The sequence below is a fragment of the Salinicola lusitanus genome, from assembly GCF_003206045.1.
GTDB classification, from domain to species: Bacteria; Pseudomonadota; Gammaproteobacteria; order Pseudomonadales; family Halomonadaceae; genus Salinicola; species Salinicola lusitanus.
This window is the reverse complement of sequence record NZ_PZJM01000015.1, coordinates 148561-164801: the sequence shown is the minus strand read 5'-3', so window position 1 is coordinate 164801 and position 16241 is coordinate 148561. Positions and strand designations below refer to the sequence as shown.

The 16241-nt window shown below is 65.2% G+C and carries 13 protein-coding genes; 7 read left to right on the top strand and 6 right to left on the bottom strand.

Annotated features, from left to right (window positions below; genetic code table 11):
- Positions 1–111 precede the first annotated feature (111 nt).
- From DOM45_RS18935 to DOM45_RS18920, 4 genes are all read right to left on the bottom strand, one after another.
- Positions 112–1041: a Gfo/Idh/MocA family protein gene (locus DOM45_RS18935; RefSeq protein WP_110603092.1), complete on the bottom strand. Its 930-nt coding sequence runs from the start codon at positions 1039–1041 to the stop codon at positions 112–114.
- 95 nt (positions 1042–1136) lie between these two features.
- The gene (locus DOM45_RS18930; protein WP_110603091.1) at positions 1137–2696 is read right to left on the bottom strand and encodes a sodium:solute symporter family transporter; all 1560 of its coding nucleotides are present in this window, start codon (positions 2694–2696) and stop codon (positions 1137–1139) included.
- Between the two features lie 273 nt (positions 2697–2969).
- Positions 2970–6008: an FAD-binding and (Fe-S)-binding domain-containing protein gene (locus DOM45_RS18925; RefSeq protein WP_110603090.1), complete on the bottom strand. Its 3039-nt coding sequence runs from the start codon at positions 6006–6008 to the stop codon at positions 2970–2972.
- Positions 6009–6020: 12 nt separating this feature from the next.
- On the bottom strand, positions 6021–7292 hold the full coding sequence (locus DOM45_RS18920) for a pyridoxal-phosphate-dependent aminotransferase family protein (RefSeq protein ID WP_110603088.1): 1272 nt from the start codon (positions 7290–7292) through the stop codon (positions 6021–6023).
- Positions 7293–7561: 269 nt separating this feature from the next.
- On the opposite strand from DOM45_RS18920, the gene DOM45_RS18915 reads away from it, so the two are divergent.
- Positions 7562–8257 (top strand): GntR family transcriptional regulator, encoded by a 696-nt coding sequence (locus DOM45_RS18915; RefSeq protein ID WP_110603087.1) that lies wholly within the window; start codon positions 7562–7564, stop codon positions 8255–8257.
- 23 nt (positions 8258–8280) lie between these two features.
- On the opposite strand, the gene mtgA is transcribed toward DOM45_RS18915, so the two are convergent.
- Positions 8281–8988: a monofunctional biosynthetic peptidoglycan transglycosylase gene (gene mtgA / locus DOM45_RS18910; protein WP_110603085.1), complete on the bottom strand. Its 708-nt coding sequence runs from the start codon at positions 8986–8988 to the stop codon at positions 8281–8283.
- Positions 8989–9142: 154 nt separating this feature from the next.
- On the opposite strand from mtgA, the gene DOM45_RS18905 reads away from it, so the two are divergent.
- On the top strand, positions 9143–9964 hold the full coding sequence (locus DOM45_RS18905) for an alpha/beta hydrolase fold domain-containing protein (RefSeq protein ID WP_110603084.1): 822 nt from the start codon (positions 9143–9145) through the stop codon (positions 9962–9964).
- Between the two features lie 64 nt (positions 9965–10028).
- Here the strand turns inward: DOM45_RS18905 and DOM45_RS18900 are convergent, their stop codons facing one another.
- Positions 10029–10979 carry an ABC transporter substrate-binding protein gene (locus tag DOM45_RS18900; RefSeq protein WP_110603083.1) on the bottom strand — a complete coding sequence of 317 codons (951 nt, stop codon included), beginning with the start codon at positions 10977–10979 and terminating at the stop codon, positions 10029–10031.
- A gap of 203 nt (positions 10980–11182) precedes the next feature.
- On the opposite strand from DOM45_RS18900, the gene DOM45_RS18895 reads away from it, so the two are divergent.
- The 5 genes from DOM45_RS18895 to DOM45_RS18875 all read left to right on the top strand — a co-directional run bounded on the left by DOM45_RS18895 (position 11183) and on the right by DOM45_RS18875 (position 16148).
- A complete protein-coding gene (locus DOM45_RS18895; RefSeq protein WP_110603081.1) occupies positions 11183–12109 on the top strand; it encodes a CysB family HTH-type transcriptional regulator in 927 nt (308 codons plus the stop codon).
- 118 nt (positions 12110–12227) lie between these two features.
- A complete protein-coding gene (locus tag DOM45_RS18890) occupies positions 12228–13298 on the top strand; it encodes a sulfate ABC transporter substrate-binding protein (protein ID WP_110603079.1) in 1071 nt (356 codons plus the stop codon).
- Positions 13299–13319: 21 nt separating this feature from the next.
- Positions 13320–14147, top strand: coding sequence for a sulfate ABC transporter permease subunit CysT (gene cysT, locus DOM45_RS18885; protein ID WP_110603078.1), 828 nt, complete (start codon positions 13320–13322; stop codon positions 14145–14147).
- Between the two features lie 10 nt (positions 14148–14157).
- A complete protein-coding gene (cysW, locus tag DOM45_RS18880; protein WP_245392791.1) occupies positions 14158–15024 on the top strand; it encodes a sulfate ABC transporter permease subunit CysW in 867 nt (288 codons plus the stop codon).
- The gene (locus tag DOM45_RS18875) at positions 15021–16148 is read left to right on the top strand and encodes a sulfate/molybdate ABC transporter ATP-binding protein (RefSeq protein ID WP_110603076.1); all 1128 of its coding nucleotides are present in this window, start codon (positions 15021–15023) and stop codon (positions 16146–16148) included. Before cysW ends, DOM45_RS18875 begins: the two co-directional genes overlap by 4 nt.
- The last annotated feature ends 93 nt before the right edge of the window (positions 16149–16241 follow it).

Sequence of the window (16241 nt, the reverse complement as noted above, 5' to 3'; positions counted from 1 at the left end):
CGTCGCTCGTAGCCCATAGCTCGTCGCCCGTCGCCCGTAGCCCGTCGCCCGTAGCCCGTCGCTCGTAGCCCGTCGCTCGTCGCTCGTCGCCCGTAGCCCGTAGCTCGTAACCTATTCGACGAAATCCTCTACCGTGTGGCGGTATCCCAGCATCAGCGAGTCGGCGACATGCCGGAACGGGCTGACGTCGACATCGGAACGGCCCTCGGCAATCAGTTCGGCGAAACGCGCATAGAGTCCGGCGTACTCCGCATCGGGCCCTTCCTCCTGCAGTTCGCCGTCGATCAGCAGCCGCCTGCCGCCCGCTTCCAGCGTCAGCCGCCCGGCGTCGGTCTCGACATGAATCTCCCAGATCGGCGGGGTGCCCTGCTGGCGGAAGTCGAACTCGGCGTGGATCGGCACGTCGTCGCCGTCGATGAAATCCAGCGACGCCGCGATCGGCGTCTGGCAGTTGCCGGGCACCTGCAACTGGGCGTCGACCAGGTGGAACGGACGCGGCAGGATCTCGGTGGCGATCGACAGGGCGTTGATGCCTGGATCGAACACGCCCATGCCGCCCGGCTGCCAGATCCAGGCCTGCCCCGGATGCCAGACCCGCACGTCCTCCTTCCATTCGATCTCGACACCGCGAATCTGGCGCTCCACCAGCCAGCGCTTCGCTCCCGCCACCCCGTGGGCATGCCGGGAGTGCCAGGAAGCGAACAGCGTGACGCCGTGGCGCTCGGCCTCCTCACGCAGCGTCTCGATCTCGGCCAGCGTGGCGCCGGGCGGCTTCTCCAGCATCACGTGCTTGCCGTGGGCCATCGCCAGCCGCGCCTGCTGGGTACGAACCCCGGCCGGCGTGCACAGCGAGACCGCGTCGATCTCCGGCCCTTGGTCGAGCAGCGCCTCGAGGCTTTCGAAATTCGCCACCTCGGGCACGGAGGCGTTGCGGCTGGCAACGGCCGTCAGTCGATGGCGGGGGTCATTGGCGATGGCCGGATGGTGCTGGTCGCGGGCGATCTTGCCGTAGCCCACGATCGCGAGGCGAAGGATGTCCATGACAGGTCCTTGTGAATAGCAGCCTGGAAATCAAAAGCCGCTCGGCATTGGCATGCCGAGCGACCCTGGAAAGAGAAGCGGCCCCGGCGGCGCCCTCAGCGCAGCAGATAGACGATGATGGCGGTGAGCACCGAGACGATGGCGATGCCGATCATGACATCGCGAGGTACCCGCTCCAATCCCTCTTTGGCGATGACCGCGATATGCGCATCGTCGCGGCTTGGCCGATCGCTGGCACCGAGTCGTGTCATCCAGAACCAGGTGAACAGCGCCGTGGCCGCGAACAGAATGCCGCCGATGATGGTGAAGTGAATCGGCAGCACGCCGGTCTCCACCAGCACGAACAGCACCGCACTGAGCGCGTGACCACTGGCCAGCCCGCGCAGTGCCGCCGACGACCCCAGCGACTTGATCCACAACCCCATCAGGAAGGTCGCCACCAGCGGCGACGCGACGAAGGCGAACACCTGCTGCAGATACGCCCACAGCCCCGAAAAGTACTGGATCATCGGCCCCCAGAGGGCAGCGATGGCGGCCAGGATAAAGGTACAGATGCGCCCCCATCTGGCCAGTTGGGCATCGCTGAGGTTGGGCCTGGCCGGCTTGATGAAATCCAGTGTCAACAGGGTCGCCGAGGAGTTGAGCGTCGAGGAGAGCGTCGACATCAGCGCCGCGATCAGGCCGGCCAGGATCAGCCCGGTAAGGCCGGTCGGCGTGAACTCCTGGACCATCTTCGGATAGACCTGATCGGGGTGTTCGAGCCCCGGCAGCAGCGGGATCACCATGGCCCCAGGGATGGTCATGATGAAGATCGGCAGCAGTTTCAGCGCCGCGGCGAAGATCGAAGCCCGCCCCGCCGCCTGGATGTCCCGCGCCCCCAGCAAGCGCTGCACGACATACTGGTTCATGCTCCAGTAGTAGAAGCCGACGATCGGCACCCCGGTGATCAGGCCGAGCCATGGCACGCTGGGGTCGTCCAGCGGCCGAATCAGCGACAGTTTTTCCGGGCTCACCGCCTCCTTGACCGTCGACCAGCTGTAGTCGAAGTGGCCGAAGATGATCCAGGTCATCGCCGCCGACCCGCCGATCAGCACGCAGGCCTGCATCACGTCGGTATAGACCACCGCGCGCAGCCCGCCAAAGGCGGTGTAGATGCTGGTAAACAGCGCCAGCAGCGCACACACCTCCCACAGGTTGGTGCCGGGGATGAACGTGGTCACGATCAGGCCACCGGCATAGAGGGTGCCGGCGGTATCGAGGATGATCGACAGAAACAGCGTAATGACCGAGAGATACTTGCGCAGCCTGGAATCGAAGCGCCGCTCCATCAATTCCGGCATGGTGGTGACACGGGCCCGCATCAGTACCGGCAGCACGAAGATCGCGGTGAACATCAGCACCACGCCCGCCATCCATTCGTAATTGGCGGCGGAGATACCGTGCTGGTAGGCGGCCCCGGGCAGGCCGATCAGCGTGTCCGAGGAGATATTGGAGGCGAACAGCGAAAAGCCGATTGCCAGGGGGCCGAGGCTTCTCCCGGCCAGAAACAGCTCTTCCGGCGTCGTCTTGCCCCGGGCCGTCTTGTAGCCGATGAAGGTGACGATCACGAAGTAGGCGACGATGACCGCGAAATCCCAGAATTGAAGATCTTCCATGAGAGCGTTCGCTTTTTGTCACTGGCTATTGTCATAAGCGATAACGGCGGCGGCGAGCGTGGGCGCTCCGCGCCGTTGGCGGGCACGAGCGTCCCGCTAAGGCTTCAGAGTAGCCAGCGACTCGGCAGAATTCCATTTCGTGACAGCGAGTTGCACCCTGCAAAGACGCACAGGGCGCCCGCCGGAACCCGACGAGCGCCTTGATATCGCCGATGGCAGAGCCTGCCAGGCCAGGCGCGCCCGGCAGCCAAATACGACCAATGTCTAATCAGGCTAAGCCGGCAATGCCGCCGCCAGCACCCGGGCAACGTGCAGCGCCTCGCGCCGGGCGCCGTCGAGAATCTGGTGCCGGCAGCTGGTGCCGTCGGCCACGATCCAGGTGTCCTCTCCCGCCTCGCGCACCGCCGGCAGCAACGAGAGCTCCGCCATCTGACGTGAGGCATCGAGGTGTTCCGCCTCGTAGCCGAAACTGCCGGCCATGCCGCAGCACGAAGAGACGATCGCCTCGACCTCGAGTTCCGGGATCCAGCCCAGCACCGTCATCACCGGGGTGAAGGCGTCGAAGGCCTTCTGATGGCAGTGGCCGTGAACCTTGGCCCGGCCGACCGCCAGCGGCGCGAGCTCCAGCTTCAGCCGTCCCGCCTGCTTCTCCGCCACCAGAAACTCCTCGAACAGCATGGCGGCATCCGCCAGCCGTGTGGCCTCATCACCCAGGCCCTCCTCACCAAAACCAAAGTGCAGAAACTCGTCGCGTAGCGTGAGTAGGCAAGAGGGCTCGAGCCCGACGATCTTCACGCCCCGCTCGACGTAGGGCATCAACGCCTCCAGCGTGCGCCGCGCTTCCTGCCTGGCGCGATCCACGCGCCCCGCCGCCAGATAGGTCCTGCCGCAGCACAGCGGCCGTTCACCCTCGAGGACGTTGAAATGGACCCGATAGCCGGCGGCTTCCAGCACGCGGCGTGCCGCCGCCACGTTGTCACCCTCGAAATAGTTGTTGAAGGTATCGACGAACAGCACCACTTCTGCGACCGCAGACGACCCCGGGCGGGGCGCGTCATCCCTCGCCGCTCGCCGTGTCGTTCGGAGATAGTCGCCGGCAAAGATCGGCAGCGATCTCGCCTCGGCGAAACCGAGCCAGCGCTTGGCACGTCCCCCCAGCCAGGAGACGTTCTCGACACGCGCGGCGACACGACCGACATGACGCATCCAGGGCGCGTAGCGCGGCAGCTCGGAGATCAGCCTGTCGCGCCACCCCAGGCCTCGCTCCCTGATCCGTGCCGCGCGGGCCTCGATCTTGAACTTGGCCATGTCGACGCCGGTCGGGCAGTCGCGCTTGCACCCCTTGCAGGAGACGCATAGATCCAGGGTCTCGGCGACTTCGTCGCTGGCCAGGCCGCGATCGCCGATCTTGCCCGACAGTACCAGCCGCAGCGTATTGGCGCGGCCCCGGGTCAGGTGGCGTTCATCGCGACTGATCCGATAGCTGGGGCACATGGTGCCCGCATCGAACTTGCGGCAATGGCCATTGTTGTTGCACATCTCCACCGCCTTGGCGAGGCCGTGCGCCGGATCGCCGCCACTGCCGGGTTCTCCCAGCTCGCCGCTCAGCGGATCGCGGGTCACGTTCCAGGCCGACCAGTCGAGTTCGGTGGCCACCGCAAGGATCTGGTGATCGGCGGGGAAGCGGAACAGCCGGGCGTCGTCCATCCTCGGCGTGTCGACGATCTTGTTGGGGTTGAACCGGTTGTCCGGATCGAACAACCGCTTGATCTCGCCGAAGGCGGCATCGAGCTCCGCGCCGAACTGCCACGCCACCCATTCGCCGCGGCAGATGCCGTCGCCGTGTTCTCCCGAGTAGGCCCCCTTGTAGCGGCGAACCAGTTCGGAGGCTTCCTCCGCAATCGCACGCATCTTGGCGGCGCCACCGCGGCGCATGTCGAGAATCGGCCGCACGTGCAGCGTGCCGACGCTGGCGTGGGCGTACCAGGTGCCCTCGGTACCGTGGCGATGGAAGACGTCGGTCAACTGCTCGGTATATTCGGCCAGGTGCTCGAGCGGCACGGCGCAGTCCTCGATGAACGAGACCGGCTTGCCGTCGCCCTTCATGCTCATCATGATATTGAGCCCGGCCTTGCGCACATTCCACAGCGCCGCCTGCTCGGCTCCCGACTCCAGCCCGACGACGCTGCCCGGCAGACCCAGGTCGCCCATCAGCGTCTCCAGCGCTTTCAGCTGATGCAGCTGCGAATCGAGACTCTCGCCAGCGAACTCCACCAGCAGCAGCGCGTCCGGACGCCCGATCAGCGACTTCTCCACCGTCGGCCGAAACGCCGGATTCTCCAGCGCCAGTTCGATCATGGTGCGATCGACCAGCTCCACCGCCGCGGGACCCAGCTCGACGATGTGCTGGGTCATGTCCATCGCCTGGTAGAAGGTCGGGAAATTGACCACGCCGAGTACCTTGTGCACCGGCAGCGGCGACAGCTTCAGGGTCAGCCGGCGCGTGAACGCCAGCGTCCCCTCCGAACCGATCAGCAGGTGGGCGAAATTGGCCCTGCCTTCGGCGTCGTAGGGGATCGGATTGCGGCAGTCGAGCAGGTCCAGGTTGTAACCCCCCACCCGCCGCAACACCTGCGGATAGTGTTCGCGGATCGCCGCCGCCTCGCGCTGCATGATCGCCGCCACCGAGTCGGCCAGCCCCGCCAGGGCCGAGCCGGGTGCGATCTCGTCGAACCGGCCGAAAACCGCCTCGCGGCCATCCGCCAGCGTCGCTTCGAGCCCCAGCACGTTGTGAACCATGTTGCCGTAGCGGATCGAGCGTGAGCCGCAGGAGTTGTTGCCGGCCATGCCGCCCAGCGTGCACTGCGCCGAGGTGGAGACGTCCACTGGAAACCAGAGTCCGTGGGGCTTGAGCCAGGCGTTGAGATGATCGAGCACCACGCCCGGCTCCACCGAGACGGTGCGCGCCTCGACATCCAGCTCGCCGATACCGGTCAACCAGCGACTGGTATCGATCACCAGCGCCTCGTTGACGGTCTGCCCGCACTGGCTGGTGCCGCCGCCGCGCGGCAGCACCGGCGCCCCGAAGTCGCGCGCGACCTCCAGTGCCAGCGACAGGTCCTGGGGATCCCTCGGCACCACCACGCCCAGCGGCATGATCTGATAGATCGAGGCGTCGGTGGCGTAACGCCCCCGCGACCCGGCGTCGAACGCCACCTCGCCCTTCAGCTCGCGCCGCAGCCGCTGTTCGAATTCGCTCATGGCGGCACGTCTTGGCTGCCGCGCCACCGGGCTTTTCGGCATCACGCTCATGGCGATCTCCTGTCAGGCGCGGACGGCATCCGCCTGTGGCTGCCCCGTCGGCGCATCAGCCGCCAGCTTACGGGCCGCCGGCGTGCCGGGCGCCGGGTTGTCGGCGAAGAAGTCGAGCGCGGCCTGCATACCGCTGCCGAACAGTTCGACCCCGCAGAGCTTGAGCCCGGCTTCGCAACCGCCGAGGGTGGCGATCAGGGTCAGGTCGTTGCAGTCGCCGAGATGGCCGATACGGAACATACGCCCCTTGGCCTTGCCGAGTCCCGTCCCCAGCGACAGATCGAACCGGTCGTAGATGGTCCGGCGAACCTCGTCGGCATCGATACCCTCCGGCGTCACCACGCCCGTCAGCACCGGCGAATAGAGCGCTGGCTCCTGGCACTGGATCTCCAGTCCCCAGGCGTTGACCGCGCGCCGGACGCCCTCTCCCCAGCGCTCGTGACGGGCGAAGACCTGCTCCAGCCCCTCCCCCAGCAGCATGTCCAGCGCCTCGGCGAGGCCGTAGAGCAGATTGGTGTTCGGCGTGTAGGGCCAGTAGCCGTTGGCGTTGGCGGTGAGAATCTCGTCCCAGGCCCAGAATCCCCGGGGCAGGGTCGAGCGCTGACTGGCTTCGATCGCCTTGGGCGACAACGCGTTGAAACTGACTCCGGGTGGCAGCATCAACCCCTTCTGGGAACCGGAGACGCTGACGTCGACGCCCCACTCGTCGTGACGGTAGTCGGCGCTCGCCAGGCCCGAGATGGTATCGACCAGCAGCAGCGCCGGATGGTCGGCGGCATCGATGGCCCGGCGCACCGCGGCGATATCGCTGGTCACCCCGGTGGAGGTCTCGTTGTGCACCACGCACACAGCCTTGATTCGATGCTCGCGGTCTTCCTGCAGGCGCGCCTCGATCAGCTTCGGCTGTACGCCATGACGCCAGCTCTGCGATTCCGGCAGGGAGAGGAACTCCGGCTGGAGCCCGAGTCGCAGAGCCATCTGCTTCCACAGCGTGGCGAAATGCCCGGTCTCGAACATCAGCACCGAATCGCCGGGACTGAGGGTATTGGAGAGTGCCGCTTCCCACGCCCCCGTTCCCGATGCCGGGTAGATGATCACCGGGTGCTGGGTCTGAAATATCTTGCGAATGCCTCCCAGTACCTTCAGGCCCAGTTCGCCGAACTCCGGACCTCGATGATCGATGGTCGGCAGGCTCATCGCCCGCAGGATGCGATCCGGCACGGGCGACGGTCCCGGAATCTGCAAAAAATGGCGACCGGAGGGGTGTTGGTCCAGCTCGAGCATGACGGCATCTCCAGAGGTGAGGCCAGGGGTGGAGCCTGGGAAGTGAAGCAGAGGACCTGCTCCACATTGTTTTTTGCATTCATTACGCAATATGCCGAATAATCGTGCGCCGACAAACCACGACATAAGTCGCAGGCCACGATCAAGTACGAAAAAAGGCGTGTGGCAGCCGCTCACGGGCTCGAAGAAGGAGCCGATCATCCCGTCATGGGCAGTAGCCACGATCGAGCGCTTGCGATAGAAAGAAGGAAACCGACAGGGTTCAATGCATGCAGACATCCGACGATACCGCGCTCGATCTCACCGCCCGACCACTGCGCATCGAGCGCGCCGCGCTGCACGACAAGATCGTGGAGCGACTACACGACCTGATCACCGAAGGCGGCCTGGAACCCGGCGAGCGGATCAACGAGCGCGAACTGGCCGAGCGGCTGGCGGTGTCGCGCACCCCGCTACGCGAGGCGCTGCGCGTGCTGGCCGCCGAGAAGCTGGTGACGATCTCGCCCAACTACGGCACTTTCGTGACCCGCATGACCCGCCAGGAGATTCACGACACCTTCGAGCTGATGAGCGCGCTGGAGCGTTTCTCCGGCGAACTGGCATCGCTCAGGATCACCGCGGAAGAGCTGGCGGACGTGCGCGAGGCCCATGAGGCGATGCTGGGCCACTGGCAGCGCCATGACCTGCCCGCCTACTACCATGCCAACCAGCGCATTCACGACCTGATCAACCGGGCCGCCCGCAACGACGCCCTGCGCCAGACCTACCTGTCGCTCAACCGGCGCCTCCATCCGCTGCGGCTCTCTTCCAATCGCTCTGAAGCCAAGTGGCGCAAGGCGGTGGAGGAGCACCGCGACATGATGAGTGCGCTGGAAGCGCGTGACGGGCCCGCCTTGGGCGCCTTGATGGAGCGCCACCTGCTGGAGAAGCGCGACGCGGTGCTGGCCGACTGGGCCGACGGCTGAGCCAGCCGGAGCCGGCCGGAGCGTCAGTCGAGCCGCTGAAGGAAGGCGGTGCCGCCGAGATTGCGCATCTGGCGCTGGATCCAGGCCGCCCGCTGCTGGACGTACGCGGAGGGCCGAGACGCGCTCCAGCCGCGCGGGTTGGGCAGAATCGCGGCGAGCCGACTCGCCTGCGACACGCTGAGATTGGCGGCGGAGGTGCCGAAATAGTGCTGCGCCGCGGCTTCCAGTCCGAACACGCCGGTATCCCACTCGGCAATATTGAGGTAGACCTCGAGGATGCGCTGCTTGGGCCACAGCGCCTCCAGCAGCAGCGTGAACCAGGCTTCCAAGCCCTTGCGGACCCAACTGCGGCCCGTCCACAGGAACAGGTTGCGGGCGGTCTGCTGGCTCAGCGTGCTGGCGCCGCGCAGATCGCCGCCATCCGACCACGAGGTGAGCGCGCGGCGAATCTGGTCGGTATCGAAGCCCCAGTGATCGGGGAAGCGCTGATCCTCCCCCGCCATCACCGCCAGCTTGGCGTTGTCCGAGAGTCGCGACCACGGCTCCCACTGCTGTTCGATGGCCAGGTTGTCACCGTGGAACCATGAACTCACCTTGCGCTCCACCATCACCATCGAGCCGAATACCGGCACGAAGCGAAACACCAGCACGAACAGCACCGACAAACCCACGAAGGCCGCGATGGCGATCACCAGATAGCGAAGAAGCGTGCGCGGCCAACCTGACGGCATGAACGGGAGCTCGTGTTCGAGGAAGTGGACACCCAGTATAACAAGGGCTTGCTGGCAGGGGTTGGTCGCGATCGTCTCGACGCAACGCAGGCGCTGGCGTGACGCCAGTGGGCCGACTACCGTGTTGGCCGCAGCCACCGAGAGAGGATACCCGATGCGGATCGAGGATTTCATCCACCAGTTCAGCCTCGGCGAGGCCGATCCCGAGGCGCCGGTGACGACGAAACGTCGGGAGTATGAAGCCCTGCACGCCCGCAGGCGCCCCGCCGACCCGGCTGGGATGCGGGTTAGCGACGAGCGTCTCGCCGCCGTCAAGGTCCGCCGCTTTCAGCCGGCTCGCTGCCACTCCGGCGTTGTCGTCTACCTCCACGGCGGCGGCTGGTACCTGGGCTCGGTCGACAGTCATCACGGCATCACCGCCGATCTGGCCGAGCGCCTGCAGCGCGAGGTCGTCAGCGTCGACTACCGGTTGCTACCGGAAGCGAGCTACGCGGAGGCGCTGGCGGATTGCCGGGCCGTCGTCGAGATCTCCGCCCCTGTCGCCGTCATTGGCGACAGCGCGGGTGGCCGGCTGGCGATCGATGTCGCCCATGATGGTGAATGGCAAGGCTTGCTCGGCCTGATCTATCCGGTGGTGGGAACGCCCACCGCGGAAACGCTGGGCGAGGATGCCCCGCTGCTGTCGCGAGCCGACGTGCTGTCGCTGTGGCGGATGGCGGCGCCGGACGTGCCGGCGATCCCCGGCGGGCACCCGCCCACGCCAGCGATCGAGGCACTGGCAGTCCAGCGCGACCCGCTCACTCGCCCGCTGGAGGCGGCGGTCGAAGCGTGGCGCCACGCCGGCGCCTCGGTGGGCTATCGCTGCGCGCCCGGCATGGTCCACTCGGCGCTGCATGGCCACGCGGAGTTAGCGCCAATGCAGATCGCCTGGCAGGACTTCTGCCAGGCGATCGCGCGACGGCTCGAAGACGCGTAGCCATTCCATCTGGCTGTCTTCGACGCCTTCAGCGCACGGCCGGTCGTCGAACGATCGTCCGCATTCAGCTATCCAGCTGCGCCTTGACGGCGTCGATGGCGGGTTCGCCATCCTTGGCCGTCACGCCCTCCAGCCACTGGCTCACGGTATCGTAGTGGGCACGAATCCACTCGCTGGCCACCTCGTCGGCGGGGCGCTCTTCGTGGCTGTACTGGTAGACCCAGTCGTTCTGGTCGGCGATATCGACCCGGTACTGGGAGAAGAAGCGGTAGAGATTGGCATCCTGCTGCTCGAGGTCACCCGGCACCAGGGTCCATACCGTGCTGATGATATCGGCGACCCCGCTGTCGTCGGCATCCTTCAGGTAGTAGAGGTCGTAGTTGACGTTCATCCAGTGCGGCTCCCAGCCGACGAACGTCACCCACTCGTGATCGGCGATCTTCTGCCCGGCAAAGGCCAGCATCGCCGCGGTGGAGCTCTCCTGCAGTTGCCAGTCGCCGAGTCCGGCCTTGTCCTCGGCGATCGCCTTCAGGATGGCGTCGTTGATGCCGGTGCCCGCTTCGATGCCCTGGATCTTGCCGTCGAATCGATCCTTGAAGCGATCGAGATCGGCCACGCTGTCGACCCCCGCCTCGTGGACGTAGGACGGCACCACCAGCCCCGCGTTGGCGTTGCTGATGTTGGCCGCGGCGTGGGCCAGACGCCCCGAGTCGAGCAGCGGTTCGGTCATCTCCTGCTGCACCGGATACCAGTTGCCCAGATAGGCATCCAACTGGCCGTTGGCCAGTCCGTTGATGATGACCCCCACCGCCAGCTCCTTCCGTTCGGTACGGTAGCCCATGGCGTCGAGCAGTTGAGCGGCAATCTCGGTCTTGACCGTGACTCCGGGCCACGGCGAGACACCTAGACGCACCTGGTCGAGATCGGCCTGCGCCGATCCTGCTGTCAGCAGTGCCAACGGCAGCACCGCGGCCACCAGACGACGCTTCGCCCTCGAGCGTGTTGCTCTGGTCATGAGTCCTCTCCCTTGAGTTGTTATTGAATGACCCCTTCTACTGTGCCCCTCCCGCGGGCCAGAGTTTGACATCAAGCGACGCGCAATAGACACAAAGCGGCAATAGCGGCGGTGAATTGTCGATATGGATATGAGCAATATGTATTAAAGGGAATAAAAACCCTGATTTATATTCCACGATAACTGTCTTCACCGGTACCGCCATGAACTTCCAGCAGCTACGCATCGTCCGCGAAACCGTGCGCCAACGCTTCAACCTGACCGAGGCGTCGAACGCGCTCTTCACCTCACAATCCGGTGCCAGCAAACATATTCGCGACCTCGAGGACGAGCTCGGCGTCGAGCTGTTCGAGCGTCGCGGCAAGCGGCTGCTCGGGCTGACGACCGCCGGCGGCACGCTGCTGGAGACGATCGAGCGCATCCTGCTCGACGCCGAAAACCTCAAGCGCTCGGCGCATCAGTTGGCGAACCGGGACCAGGGCCGGCTGGCGATCGCCACGACGCACACCCAGGCGCGCTACTCCCTGCCGCCGGTCATCGCTCGATTCAAGGAGAGCTTTCCCAAGGTCCATCTGGAGCTCCACCAGTGCAGCCCCGGGGAGATCGTCTCCCTGTTGAGAGCAGGGGCGGTGGATATCGGCATCGCCACCGAAGCCGTCAACGAGGATGGCGCATCGTTCGTACGTTTCCCGTTCCATCACTGGCACCACAGCATCGTCGTGCCCGAGGACCATCCGCTCACCAGGATCGCCCCCCTGACCCTGGAGGCCGTAGCCGACTATCCCATCGTGACCTACCACGAAGGTTTCACCGGCCGCGCCAGCATCGATCAGGCGTTCGAGAAGGCCGCGCTGGCGGCCGATGTCGTCTTGACCGCGCTGGATGCCGACGTGATCAAGACCTACGTCGAGCTCGGCCTGGGGATCGGGATCATCGCCTCACTGGCCTATCACCCCGATCGCGACCGGGGATTGACGCTGCTGTCGGGCGAGTCGTTGTTCCCTCGCAATACCGCTTATCTCGCCCTCAGACGTGGCCACTTTCTCCACGCCTTCGCCTATGAATTTCTTCGGCTGTGCAGCGCCACGCTGGACGAGGAGACCGTGCAGCAGGCGCTCGCGGGGCACTGACCCACTAAGTAAAAAATGCGATAACCAATTCGTTTTTTATTACTTTTTCAACGAACAGTCCCTCACCTAGAGTCATCGCTCCACACCGCCTAACGATCGACTCCAGGGAACGAGACCAATGAGCCAACTGACTTCGTGGACCTTTGCCGGCGCGCTGGGACTTTCCGCGCTGGCCGCGACGACATTCGCCCAGGCGGAAGAGATCGAGCTGCTCAACGCCTCCTACGATCCGACGCGGGAGCTGTACCAGGCCTACAACCCGCTGTTCAGCCACTGGTACCGCGAGCAGACCGGCGACAACGTCACCATCGAGCAGAGCCATGGGGGATCCGGCAAGCAGGCGCGTTCCGTCATCGACGGCCTACCGGCGGATGTGGTGACGCTGGCGCTGGGTTACGACATCGATGCCATCGCCGATCGCACCGGCAAGATACCCGAGGCGTGGCAGAGCGCGCTGCCGCACAACAGCGCTCCCTACACGTCGACGATCGTGTTTCTGGTTCGCAAGGGTAACCCCAAGCACATTCGGGATTGGGATGACCTGACGAAGGATGGCACCGAGGTGATCACGCCCAACCCCAAGACCTCCGGCGGCGCGCGCTGGAACTTCCTGGCCGCCTGGATCTACGTCCTGAAGGAACAGCTGGGCGACCTGGGCAAGCTCGACGATCCCCGGTACACCAATGAGGTCAGCGCCGCACAAGCGGCAGCGCGGCAATTCGTCGGCGATCTTTACCGCCATGTGCCGGTACTCGACTCCGGCGCCCGTGGTGCCACCAACACCTTCGTCCAGCGGGATATCGGCGACGTGCTGCTGGCGTGGGAGAACGAAGCGTTCCTGACCACCGAAGAGCTGGGCGACGGTCAGTTCGATATCGTGGTGCCCTCGGTCAGCGTCGTTGCCGAGCCGCCGGTGGCGGTCGTCGAGGGCAACGTCGAGAACAAGGGCGAGGCCGCCGAGAGAGCCGCCCGCGCCTATCTCGAACACCTCTACTCTCCGGAAGCCCAGGCCCTGGTCGCCGCCAACTACTATCGTCCGGTCGATCCAGAGGCTGCCTCGAAAGAGGATCTCGCGCGCTTCCCCGAGCTGGAGCTGCACACGGTCGATGAAGTCTTCGGTAGCTGGCGCGAAGCGCAGGCGACCTACTTCGACGATGGCGGTGTTTTCGACAAGATCTATCAGCCCTGACCGCGTGGAAGCCGACCGCTCATGAGCCATCGAAAGACACGCTTACCGGGGTTCGGGCTGAGCCTGGGCATCACGGTATTCACGCTCTCGCTGCTGGTGCTGATCCCGCTATCGGCTCTCGTGACCCAATCCGCCGAGCTCAGTCTCGGCGGCATGTGGCACGCGCTGGCGGATCGCAGGGTGCTGGCGGCATTTCGCGTCAGCTTCTCGACCGCCTTTGCCGCGGCCTTCACCAATGTGCTGCTGGGATTGGTCGTCGCCTGGGTGCTGGTGCGCTATCCGCTGCCTTTCAAGCGCAGCCTCGATGCCCTGATCGATCTGCCGTTCGCACTCCCCACGGCTGTCGCCGGGATCGTGCTGACGACGCTGTACGCCCCCAACGGTTGGCTGGGGCAGTTCTTCACGGACTGGGGGATTCGCATCGCTTTCACGCCAATGGGCATCGTCGTGGCCTTGATCTTCATCGGGCTGCCGTTCGTCGTGCGCACGGTCGAACCCGTACTTCAGGAGCTGGACCGACAGCAGGAGGAAGCCTCGACCAGTCTGGGCGCATCACGCTGGCAGACCTTCTACCGCGTACTGCTACCGCCCTTGGTGCCGGCCATTCTGACCGGGTTCTCGCTCGCCTTCGCGCGAGGACTGGGGGAGTACGGGTCGGTCATCTTCATCGCCGGCAACATGCCGATGAAGTCCGAGATCGTGCCCCTGCTGATCGTCACCAAGCTGGAGCAGTACGACTACGCCGGCGCCACCGTCATTGCGCTGGCGTCACTGGTCGTGGCCTTCATCATGCTGCTGGTCGTCAACGGCCTGCAGCACTGGACACGCCAGCGCACCGGACAGGATTGAGGAGAGCCTCGTGAATAGCACCCCCCACCGCCACATCGTGGCTCGACCGCAGGCAGATGAAACGCCTCTCGTCCGCTACCTGCTGAGCTCGCTGGCAATGGCGATCATCGGATTGTTCCTGATCCTGCCCCTGGTCGCCGTGCTGGTCGAAGCCTTCCGGGATGGCTGGCAGACCTACATGACCGCCATCACCGATCGCTACACGCGCCACGCGATTGGGCTGACACTATTCGCGGCGCTCGTCTGCGTGCCGCTGAATACGCTTTTCGGCGTTGCCGCCGCCTGGTGTATCGCACGGTTCGAGTTCCCGGGCAGAAGCCTTTTGACCACGCTGATCGACCTGCCCTTTTCGGTATCGCCAGTCATCGCCGGCCTCGTCTTCATTCTGATCTTCGGCGCGCAGGGCTGGTTCGACGGTTGGTTCGCCGCCAACGGTTTTCCCATCCTCTTCGCCCTGCCGGGTATCGTCCTGGCCACGATGTTCGTCACCTTGCCGTTCGTCGCCCGCGAGCTGATACCGCTGATGCAGCAGCAGGGCGCGGAACAGGAAGAGGCGGCGATCATGCTCGGGGCCAGCCCGTGGCGGATGTTGTGGACGATCACGCTGCCACGCATCAAGTGGGGACTGCTGTATGGCGTGATTCTCTGCAACGCGCGCGCCATGGGCGAGTTCGGCGCGGTGTCGGTCGTTTCCGGTCATATCCGGGGGTCGACCAACACCCTGCCGCTGCACGTCGAGATTCTCTACAACGAGTATCAGTTCAGCGCGGCCTTCGCCGTCGCCACGCTGTTGGCCGGCCTCGCCATCGTGACCCTGATCGCCAAGTCGATCGTCGAGTGGCGCCAGCAGCGCCAATGGGAGAGTGCATCGTCATGAGCATCCACGTTAACCAGTTGACCAAACGCTACGGCAACTTCACGGCACTGGACGACATTTCGCTGTCCATCGACGATGGCGAGCTGGTGGCGCTGCTCGGCCCCTCCGGCTGCGGCAAGACCACCCTGCTGCGCAGCATCGCCGGCATGGAGTTCGCCGACAGCGGCAGCATCCTGCTCGAGGGACGGGACATGACATTCGAGCCCATCCGCCACCGCCAGGTCGGATTCGTCTTCCAGCACTACGCCCTGTTCAATCACATGAGCGTGTTCGAGAACGTCGCCTATGGGCTGCGGGTCAAGCCGCGCGCTCAACGCCCGCCGGAAGCCGAGATTCGTCGTCGGGTCCACGAACTGCTGGACCTGGTACAGCTCGACTGGCTGGCCAGGCGCTTTCCGCCCCAGCTCTCCGGCGGCCAGCGTCAGCGCATCGCGCTGGCCAGAGCGCTGGCGGTGGAACCTCGATACCTGCTCCTCGATGAGCCTTTCGGCGCGCTGGACGCCAACGTTCGCAAGGAGTTGCGAGGCTGGCTGCGTCGCCTGCACGAGGAGCTCCACGTGACCAGCCTGTTCGTCACCCACGACCAGGAGGAGGCCATGGAGGTCGCGAGTCGCATTGTGGTCATGAATCATGGCCGAATCGAACAGCTGGGCACGCCCGCGAAAATCTACGACACCCCCCGCACCCCGTTCGTCTCCACCTTCATTGGCAACGTCAATGTGTTCAGGGGCTGCGTTCGCAATGGCGCTTTCCACAGTGGTAGCTGGCGTCTGCCACTACCCCGGACGCTGGATACGCTCCATCTGGCCGAACAGAACGCCTACATTCGGCCCCACGATATCGAGATTCTCCGGGGTCCGGCGGCTGACTGGCAGGTGAGCATTCGTCACGTCCAACCCATGGGCAGCCGCTATCATCTCGAAGCCGTCCCCGTCGCCGATGCCAGTGGCGGACCTGGCCCCGAGACCGAGAGTGGCAGGATCACGATTGAACTGACGCGACAGGCTTTCAAGGCGCTGGCACTCGACGTAGGGCATCGAGTCGGCCTCAGGATTCATCACGTTCACTGGTTTCATGGAGCCGCCACCCCGCAGCAGCCGATCGACATACCGGCACCCGCTTGACGGGAGTCCACCGCGACGCCTCCAGTCGGGCCGCCGTCCCAGGCCGGCCAACGAAAAAGCGGCACGCCTGGGGCGTGCCGCGAAACGATCGAC

What these genes read in the sequence shown, in the direction of transcription:
- DOM45_RS18905 (WP_110603084.1), top strand. Translation starts at nt 9,143, where the DNA reads ATGCGGATCGAGGATTTCATCCACCAGTTCAGCCTCGGCGAGGCCGAT.
- DOM45_RS18895 (WP_110603081.1), top strand. Translation starts at nt 11,183, where the DNA reads ATGAACTTCCAGCAGCTACGCATCGTCCGCGAAACCGTGCGCCAACGC.
- DOM45_RS18930 (WP_110603091.1), bottom strand. Translation starts at nt 2,696, where the DNA reads ATGGAAGATCTTCAATTCTGGGATTTCGCGGTCATCGTCGCCTACTTC.
- DOM45_RS18925 (WP_110603090.1), bottom strand. Translation starts at nt 6,008, where the DNA reads ATGAGCGTGATGCCGAAAAGCCCGGTGGCGCGGCAGCCAAGACGTGCC.
- cysT (WP_110603078.1), top strand. Translation starts at nt 13,320, where the DNA reads ATGAGCCATCGAAAGACACGCTTACCGGGGTTCGGGCTGAGCCTGGGC.
- DOM45_RS18900 (WP_110603083.1), bottom strand. Translation starts at nt 10,979, where the DNA reads ATGACCAGAGCAACACGCTCGAGGGCGAAGCGTCGTCTGGTGGCCGCG.
- DOM45_RS18920 (WP_110603088.1), bottom strand. Translation starts at nt 7,292, where the DNA reads ATGCTCGAGCTGGACCAACACCCCTCCGGTCGCCATTTTTTGCAGATT.
- DOM45_RS18935 (WP_110603092.1), bottom strand. Translation starts at nt 1,041, where the DNA reads ATGGACATCCTTCGCCTCGCGATCGTGGGCTACGGCAAGATCGCCCGC.
- DOM45_RS18915 (WP_110603087.1), top strand. Translation starts at nt 7,562, where the DNA reads ATGCAGACATCCGACGATACCGCGCTCGATCTCACCGCCCGACCACTG.
- DOM45_RS18890 (WP_110603079.1), top strand. Translation starts at nt 12,228, where the DNA reads ATGAGCCAACTGACTTCGTGGACCTTTGCCGGCGCGCTGGGACTTTCC.
- DOM45_RS18875 (WP_110603076.1), top strand. Translation starts at nt 15,021, where the DNA reads ATGAGCATCCACGTTAACCAGTTGACCAAACGCTACGGCAACTTCACG.
- mtgA (WP_110603085.1), bottom strand. Translation starts at nt 8,988, where the DNA reads ATGCCGTCAGGTTGGCCGCGCACGCTTCTTCGCTATCTGGTGATCGCC.